A 7,486-nucleotide genomic window follows, 5' to 3' on the forward strand; every position below is an offset into this window, starting at 1 on the left:
TTCGCGTGTACGAGGACGCGCGACACGAGGTCCTCAACGAGATCAACCGGAGACAGGTGATCGACGACCTCCAGGGGTGGTTGCGGCGGGCCTCGGTCGTCCCGCCGCGCGAAACCGGAGGAATGACTCGTGATTGACCCCGCGGGCATCGGTCTGGCGTCGACGCGGCACTGGCCGCCACCGTCACCGAGCTCGCGCTGCCCTTCATGCCGTGGCCCAGTGCGGTGTAGCACCGCTCGGGACTCCTCAGAAGTAGCGCGGAAACCGTCCGTAGTCCGGGTCACGCTTGGCCAGGAAGGCGTCGCGGCCCTCGACGGCCTCATCGGTCATGTACGCCAACCGCGTTGCCTCACCGGCGAAGAGCTGCTGGCCGACAAGGCCGTCGTCGGCCAGGTTGAACGTGTACTTGAGCATCCGGATCGCCTGCGGCGACTTGCCGTTGATCGCCGCCGCCCACTGCAGGCCCACCGATTCCAGATCCGCGTGCTCGACGACCTCGTTGACCGCCCCCATCGCATGCATCTGCTCGGCGGTATAGGGCCGGCCTAGAAAGAAGATCTCACGAGCGAACTTCTGCCCGACCTGCTTGGCCAGATACGCGCTGCCATAACCACCGTCGAAGCTGCCGACGTCGGCGTCGGTCTGCTTGAACCGCGCATGCTGACGGCTGGCCAACGTCAAGTCACATGTCGCGTGCAGACTGTGCCCACCGCCGGCGGCCCACCCGTTGACGAGGCAGATCACCACCTTGGGCATGAACCGGATCAGACGCTGCACCTCCAGAATGTGCAGCCGGCCCGCACGGGCGACGTCAACCGTGTCGGCGGTCTCCCCCGTGGCGTATTGATAGCCGCTGCGGCCACGGATGCGCTGATCCCCACCCGAACAAAACGCCCACACACCGTCCTTGGGGCTGGGCCCGTTGCCGGTCAACAGGATCACACCGACCTGAGGCCACATCCGCGCATGATCGAGCACCCGGTACAACTCGTCGACACCGTGGGGCCGAAACGCGTTGCGCACGTGCGGACGGTTGAAGGCTACGCGCACCGTCGGCTGCAACGCGCCGCCGGCGAGGTGGCGGTGGTATGTGATGTCGGTCAGTTCGTTGAAGCCTGCTACCGGCTCCCACAGCGCGGGATCAAAAGGGTTGTCGGTCAACGTGAATGGCCGTGTCGCCGTGGCCCCTTGTCGGATTCGTCGATGAACAACGCGATCGCTTCGGACCTGTTGATGGCGCCGATCTTGCGAAGGATCCGCTTCACGTGTGTCTTGACGGTTTCCACCGTGATGACCAGTTCATCGGCGATGTCGGCGTTGGACGCCCCTATGACCAGCATTCCGAAGACTTGGCGCTCCCGTTCCGAGAGCGCAGCCGCCAGGGCGGAATCCGCTGCTATCGCGGGGGGCTCGAGAGCATCGTCGTATTCGATGTCGAGGCTGATGGCCGCCGCGGCGATACGGTCAGCCTCTTCGGTGAGTCGCGCCGCGGCACGGGCGATCGACGTCCGCTGCTGGTGCACCCGTTCGGTGTTGAGCATCCGCTCGTGAAGCAACGAGTACGCCGACGCGAATGCGTCGAGCACATCGACATCTCCCGTCGTGACGCACTGGTCGATGCGGCTGACGTGAATCAGCGCGACGACCCGCGATTCGGCGATGACCGGGGCGACAAGATAGCTCGCGGAGACCAGCAGCTCGCGGTAGCCGGGCGAGGCGGGCATGTCATCCTTACCCGTCCTGACGGTGTCGCGCAGGCGAATACAAGCCTGCTCTGCCGGACAGTGCCGACGGGCGATTACGGTAGGACCGCCAAGGCCGTGGTCCGATTCCTCGACGACGAATCCGTCCTCTTCCACGAACGACAGGAATGCGCGCTCGAATCCCAACGCGTCGCAGAGTTCACTGCACGCCTGGCGCCCGAGGCCCTGCAGGGAGCCCGCCTTCTTCATGCGACGAATGCCCTCTGTCAATGACCGCACCACACCGACGGGACCTCCGGACCGCAGTTCGCGCGCTTCCACCTGCACCCGCAGAAATGGCGCCAAGGCACTGTGCGCTCTCGGCGATGCGGTGTCGTCGCCGCTGTCGCGTTCGCCAACCAGCAGTCGATCCGTAGTGGCCGCTGACATCGCGATGGCCCCGTCGAGCGTCGTGGCATCGCCCGATCGCGAGATGTTGAACGCGCTGCACAGCTGCCGATCGAGCTCGTTGAGCTGCGCCACTATCGCGCGGGCATTCGTATTCATCGTGATCCCGCCCCAGCGGTGATGCCAGAATAGACCGCAACCGCCGCTGCCCTACTGGACGTATTGAGTTTCTTTGCAATGTGTTTCAGATGCGACTTCACGGTCCCCTCCGAGATCACCAGGCACCGGGCAATCTGGCCGTTGGTGGCGCCGGTCGCCACATGCGCCATGATTTCTCGTTCCCGGGCGGTCAACGATATGGAAGTGGCTTGGTCGCTGCGCAGGTAAGCATCGTGTCGCTGTGCTGTCACGGCGCCTGCCATCGACCACAACGGCGATCCGCCCGACCGGCTCAGCAATTCGTCGACGTTGCCACACAGACTGTCGACTTCGAGGCGCTGCTGGGCGGCCTTTTCTTCGAGCACGGCGCTCTCGAACGCCACCGCCAGACACTCGGCGAACGCCTCCAACTGTTCAAGATGCTCCATCGTCACGACACCGGTGCGCCCGGGACGGTCGGCATGGAGCATCCCAATTGCTCTGCCCTGCACAGTGATCGGGGCGGCGACGTACCCGAAACAACCGGCAACCTCGACGATCTCCTTGAAGGTGCGCTTGTCATACTCTGGCGTGGGGACAAAGGCGCCGCAACGCTTACGCACGAGTTCCGTCTCCAGCGGGGCATCCGCCAACTGGATGTGCGCGCCGTCGACATAACTGCGGAACGGTTGCGTTTGGGGATCAACCGCTTCGCTTTCTGCAATGTGGAGGTTCTGGGGCAGCCAGAGCGAGCCCCGCACAGTCGAGATCATCGTCCGCGCGAAGGCGAACTCCCGACTCAAGACCGTTGGCGCGGCGGTGATCATTTCGGCCGGCCGCAGCCCCCGCAGGCTTGACAGGGCGTTGCGGATCTCCGAAAGCGATCTCACCTTCCGGGAAAGATCGTGATCGAGTTGCTCGCAGCGCAACCTCAGGATCGAGATCAACAGTTCGCCGGTTGCCAGCGATTCGTCGGACGGTTCGGCCAGTGCGATCCGCTCGCCGATCCGTCGGGCCAGATCGATCAACCGTGGTTGGGCATCAGCCGGCGGTAAGTCGGCAGGCCCGAGCTCGAGAAGGTCAGTGGCGGCCAGGACGACCGACGTGACGCGCTCATCCAAGGTCGATGAGTCCGTGCTGACCGCCGTGGGCACTCGAGCAACCATCACTACCTCCTGCAGGCCTACGATCTTGCCGCGTTGTACGGTCAGACCATTAGACCAAAATTATAACGATGTGTCATGCGCGTCACAACGAATTGTCAAAAGTGATGCAGATGTCTACATGGTCGTCAATATTCATCCGGCGATCTTCGGTGGACGTCCTTGCACGCCGAGAATCGCGATGGTCTAATGGTCAGGCCATAAGGAGGCGTGGGTGCACGCAGTGATAATGCATGAGTTCGGGGGCGCCCAGGTATTGCGTCCCGGCGAGTTCTCCAACCCCCCATCCCGGCCAGGCTGGGTGACGGTAGCGCTACAGGCCAGCGCGCTGAACTGGCACGACGTGCTCGTGCGCCAAGGCCGCTACGGCTCGCGGCTGCCCCACGTCATAGGCGCCGACGGCGCCGGTGTGCGCACCGACACCGGCGAACACGTCGTGGTGTTGCCGTCGCTGTGGTGGGGCGATCGCGAGGATGCTCCTGGCAAGAATTGGGAGATCCTGGGCGATCGCACTCCGGGCACCTATGCCGAACTGGTCAGCGTGCCAGGCGACTGTGTCGCCCCGAAGCCCACCGGGCTGAGCTGGGCCGAAGCAGCTTCGCTGCCGCTGGTAGGAGTGACCACCTATCGCGCTCTGTTCGTGCGTGGGCGGCTTCGTGAAGGTGAGTCCATGCTGGTGATTGGTGCCGGAGGAGGGGTCGCGACCATGGCGATCAACCTCGCGGTGGCGGCAGGAGCAGCCATCACCGTCACCTCCTCGTCAGCCGACACGATCGAGCGGGCGGTGTCCGCGGGCGCACGCGGCGGCGTGCTGCACACCGATTCGGATTGGCCCGAGCGCGCGCGTGCGATGTCGCCAGGCAGTACCGGATTCGACCTGGTCCTGGACCCCGTCGGCCGCTGGGAGGAGTCCGTGGGTGCGCTGCGTCCAGGTGGCCGGCTCGTGGTGCTGGGTGCCAACGCCGCCCAGACCGCCGCCATGGACATCCGCAGCTTCTACTTCGGTCAGTTCGACCTGCTCGGAACGACCATGGGCAGCAGCAGGGACTTCGCCGGCCTGCTGAACATGATCGACCGGTGTGGCGTGAGGGCGCCGGTGATCGACCGCGAGTTCCGGTTGGACCGAGCCGCCGAAGCCCACGAATACCTGGAGAACGGAAGGACTTTCGGCAAATGCGTGCTGACGCACAACTAGGAGGTACGCCGTGACCGAGTCGGTAGAGCTTGTCACATACCGGGTCGAGCCAGCACGTGCGGGCGCCGACGGCCTGGTCGCCTATCTGACACTCAACGACCCGCAACGGCGCAACGCGCTCTCTGATGCGCTGCTGGACCAGCTGGGCGCGCTGTTGACGCGCGCGGCGTCGGACTCCGACGTCCGGGTCATCGTACTCACCTCCTCACACCCTCGGGTCTTCTCCTCCGGCGGCAATCTCGACGCATTCGCCGACGACCGGGCCATCATCGCCAAATATGCGGGGCTGGCACGGTTCCCCACCCTGTACCGCAACCTGACCGGAATCGACAAACCGGTCGTGTGCGCCGCCAACGGCGACGTGCTGGCCGGTGCGCTGGGCATCGCGTTGGCGTGCGACCTCGTCATCGCCAAGGAGTCGATCCGGCTGGGCTGCCCTGAAATCAACGTCGGCGCTTTTCCGTTCATGATCTCGGCCTTGATCTTTCGCGCCACGGGGCGTCTGGTCGCCAACGAACTGATGATGACCGGCAGGTTGTTGAGCGCCGAGGAGGCGGCCGCGGCTGGGCTGGTCAACAGGGTAGTGCCCGATGCCGAGTTCGACGACGCCGTGCGGCAGTGGGTGGCCGACATCGCCGACAAGTCACCGTTGCTGATGGGAATGGGTAAGCGGGCGTTGGCGGCGACCAGGGATCTGCCGCTGGATTCTGCGCTGGACTACCTTCAGGCCCAGCTGGCCCTCGCCTTCACCACCGACGATCTGATCGAAGGGGTGCGGGCATTCAAGGAGAAGCGCGCCCCGCAGTGGCGCAACGCGTGAGCGCGCGTCTATCCCTCGTTCGGGTGATTGCCGTTTCGGTCTGACCATTCTACGATTTCAAGAATTGCAGCCTCCGGTGCGCCTTCCGGAGGTCGGTCCAGAACGAGGAATGCGCGATGAAGCCCAGCCCGTACACCGACCGCTATAGCCCGCAGCAGATCGAGTACTACTACCGCGAGGGCCTGTGGTCCACGGAGACAGTCCACGACCTGCTGTCCCTGCGCGTCCAAGAAAACCCCGACAAGGTGTTCGCGACGGATGGAACGCGGTCGCTGACATATCGGGAGCTCTTCGACGCCGGCCAGCGCCTGGCCGTCGGTCTGCACCGGCAGGGCTTGCGACGCGGTGACACTGCCGCCGTGCAGCTACCCAACTGGGTCGAGTTCATCCAGGTGCTGGCCGCGCTGTCGCGACTCGGCGTCGTCATGGTCCCGATCATGCCGATCTACCGCCACGAGGACGTCAACTATGTGCTGTCCGACGCCGACATACAAGCGGTGTTCACACCGGCGCACTTCAGCAAGTTCGACTATCTGGACATGTATCTGGGTCTGCGTCGAGAGCATCCGGATCTGACCATCATCGTTGCCCGTCCTGACAGTGACGCCCAAGCCGTCGTCGACGCCGACGACGCCGTGTTCACCCTGCAGGAGCTGGAGGCCGACACCGACGACGACAGCGCCCTGCGCGAACTGGACGACCCGCCCGGTCCCGACGACCCGTTCGTCATCGTCTACACCTCCGGAACCACCTCGCGGCCCAAGGGATGTGTGCACACGTTCAACACCTACTGTGCGGGCGCGCGTGCCATGGTGGGGCCGTTCGGCTACACCGAATCCGACGTCCAGTTCGGCCCCTCTCCGATCGCCCACACCACCGGGCTCGTCACCAGCGTGTTGCTGCCCATGCTGACCGGAGCGGCGACCCATGTCATGGCCAAGTGGGATCCCGCCCGGGGCATCGAGGAGATTTCCCGTTACGGCTGCACCGCGGCCGTAACGGCCCCGACGTTCCTACACACCCTGTTGTCCGATTACGACGCGGCGCGCCACGATTTGTCATCATTGCGACTGTGGACGTGCGCCGGCGCGCCCGTTCCCGCCGCGGTCGTCGAGCGGGCCGGCACAGCCCTTCCCAACATCAAGGTCCTCAGCCTCTACGGCCGCAGCGAAAACCTGGTCACCACCACCTGTTCGGTGACCGACGACGTCTCGCGTGCCCTGAGCTCCGACGGCACGGCGATGCCGGGTGCCGAAGTCAAGATTTTCGACGACAGCGGCTGCGAGGTCCCACGCGGCGTCGAGGGCGACATTGCATACCGTGGGCCCGCCCACATGATCGAATACCTCGGCAACTCCGCGGAAACCGCGGCCCTGTTCACCCAGGACGGCTTCTCCAGGTCCGGCGATCTGGGCCGGATGACCGCCGACGGGTATGTGCGGGTAACCGGTCGGACAAAGGACATCGTGATCCGCGGCGGCATGAACATCAGCGTCCGCGAAATCGAGGACCACCTGGCCCATCATCCTGCGTTGCAGGCCTTCTCGGTGGTCGGCATGCCCGACGAGCGGCTCGGCGAGCGGGTGTGCTGCTTTGTGGTCACAGCATCAGGACACGACACCCCGACCGTCGAGGACCTGCGTGACTTCCTGCTCGACAAGGGCATGCCGATCCAGAAGACACCCGAGCGTGTGGTCGCCGTGGCCGTCCTGCCGATGACGGCGACCGGCAAGGTACTCAAACACGAGTTGCGCAAGGACATCGAACGACGTCTCGAATCCGAAGCCGCACAGGCCAAAGAAGTTTCGGGCGTCAACTGATGGAGCTCAAGGACACTGCAGCCGAGGCGGAATTTCGGGCGAGGGCACGTGCGTGGCTGCAGGACACGCTGCCGCAGCTCGGCGGGCCCGAACCCGCGCGGCTGGAGGACAAGCTCGACTTTTGGCGCAAATGGCAGCAGCTGCTGTTCGACGCCGGCTATGCCGGTCTGTCCTGGCCCAAGGAGTACGGCGGCGGGGGCGCCGACGCCAAACTGCGTGCGATCTTCAACGAGGAAGTCGATCGGGCCGGTGCTCCTGAA

7 protein-coding genes are annotated in these 7,486 nt (G+C 64.9%); 4 read left to right on the forward strand and 3 right to left on the reverse strand.

Annotated features, from left to right (window positions below; all coding sequences use genetic code 11):
- Positions 1-246: 246 nt before the first annotated feature.
- From QOC69_RS20935 to QOC69_RS20945, 3 genes are read right to left on the reverse strand one after another with little or no spacing between them, the layout of a single operon-like run.
- Positions 247-1,161 (reverse strand): 1,4-dihydroxy-2-naphthoyl-CoA synthase, encoded by a 915-nt coding sequence (locus QOC69_RS20935; protein WP_526443124.1) that lies wholly within the window; start codon positions 1,159-1,161, stop codon positions 247-249.
- A complete protein-coding gene (locus QOC69_RS20940) occupies positions 1,158-2,249 on the reverse strand; it encodes a helix-turn-helix transcriptional regulator (RefSeq protein WP_526443126.1) in 1,092 nt (363 codons plus the stop codon). Before QOC69_RS20940 ends, QOC69_RS20935 begins: the two co-directional genes overlap by 4 nt.
- On the reverse strand, positions 2,246-3,382 hold the full coding sequence (locus tag QOC69_RS20945) for a helix-turn-helix transcriptional regulator (RefSeq protein WP_526443128.1): 1,137 nt from the start codon (positions 3,380-3,382) through the stop codon (positions 2,246-2,248). Before QOC69_RS20945 ends, QOC69_RS20940 begins: the two co-directional genes overlap by 4 nt.
- A gap of 223 nt (positions 3,383-3,605) precedes the next feature.
- Here QOC69_RS20945 and QOC69_RS20950 point away from each other — a divergent pair, with 223 nt between their 5' ends.
- The 4 genes from QOC69_RS20950 to QOC69_RS20965 all read left to right on the forward strand — a co-directional run.
- The gene (locus QOC69_RS20950) at positions 3,606-4,586 is read left to right on the forward strand and encodes a quinone oxidoreductase family protein (protein WP_526443130.1); all 981 of its coding nucleotides are present in this window, start codon (positions 3,606-3,608) and stop codon (positions 4,584-4,586) included.
- 10 nt (positions 4,587-4,596) lie between these two features.
- Complete coding sequence (locus QOC69_RS20955) at positions 4,597-5,406, forward strand: enoyl-CoA hydratase/isomerase family protein (protein ID WP_526443133.1); 810 nt, start codon at positions 4,597-4,599, stop codon at positions 5,404-5,406.
- Between the two features lie 116 nt (positions 5,407-5,522).
- A complete protein-coding gene (locus QOC69_RS20960) occupies positions 5,523-7,226 on the forward strand; it encodes a class I adenylate-forming enzyme family protein (protein ID WP_526443135.1) in 1,704 nt (567 codons plus the stop codon).
- Positions 7,226-7,486 (forward strand): acyl-CoA dehydrogenase family protein (locus QOC69_RS20965; RefSeq protein WP_526443137.1); only part of this gene is annotated, 261 nt, incomplete at its 3' end. The genes QOC69_RS20960 and QOC69_RS20965, both read left to right, overlap by 1 nt.

The sequence above is a fragment of the Mycobacterium sp. genome, assembly GCF_032162105.1.
Taxonomy (GTDB): domain Bacteria; phylum Actinomycetota; class Actinomycetes; order Mycobacteriales; family Mycobacteriaceae; genus Mycobacterium.

Bases quoted from the DNA above. Each gene is read 5' to 3' on its own strand.
- QOC69_RS20940 (WP_526443126.1), bottom strand. From the start codon at position 2,249: ATGAATACGAATGCCCGCGCGATAGTGGCGCAGCTCAACGAGCTCGAT.
- QOC69_RS20960 (WP_526443135.1), top strand. From the start codon at position 5,523: ATGAAGCCCAGCCCGTACACCGACCGCTATAGCCCGCAGCAGATCGAG.